Annotated in this window: 1 protein-coding gene; it reads right to left on the reverse strand. The window is 48.6% G+C overall.

All coding sequences use genetic code 11. The annotated features are described in order from the left end of the window. A partial coding sequence (locus tag AAEZ03_RS26835) for a hypothetical protein (RefSeq protein WP_350582839.1) occupies positions 1-288 on the reverse strand: 288 nt, incomplete at both ends.

Consider the following 288-nt stretch of genomic DNA (forward strand, 5'->3'; position numbering starts at 1 on the left):
TCAGTACACTGCTCCAGATTTAGCAGGTAACCCCACGCATCCTCAGGCGCTGCATTTTTTTCGATATAAGTCGCTAGTTCCGACTTTAAGGTTTCAAAATCCACATCAGCGGCTTTGCGCTTAAAGTAGCTAGCAAACGGTACGGTTTTGTCTGACTTATCATTAAAGGTCGCGTCAAACTCAGCGGCATTATCACTCTGCGATGGCATTGGTTCAGGCTGCAATGCTTTGTTGTCTTCATTAGCCAGCGTTGGGGGCGGTGCTATAGGCGGCATCGTAGGTGGCGAT

The sequence above is a fragment of the Pseudomonas sp. HY2-MNA-CIBAN-0224 genome (assembly GCF_040310285.1).
In the GTDB taxonomy this organism is placed as follows: domain Bacteria; phylum Pseudomonadota; class Gammaproteobacteria; order Pseudomonadales; family Pseudomonadaceae; genus Aquipseudomonas; species Aquipseudomonas helleri.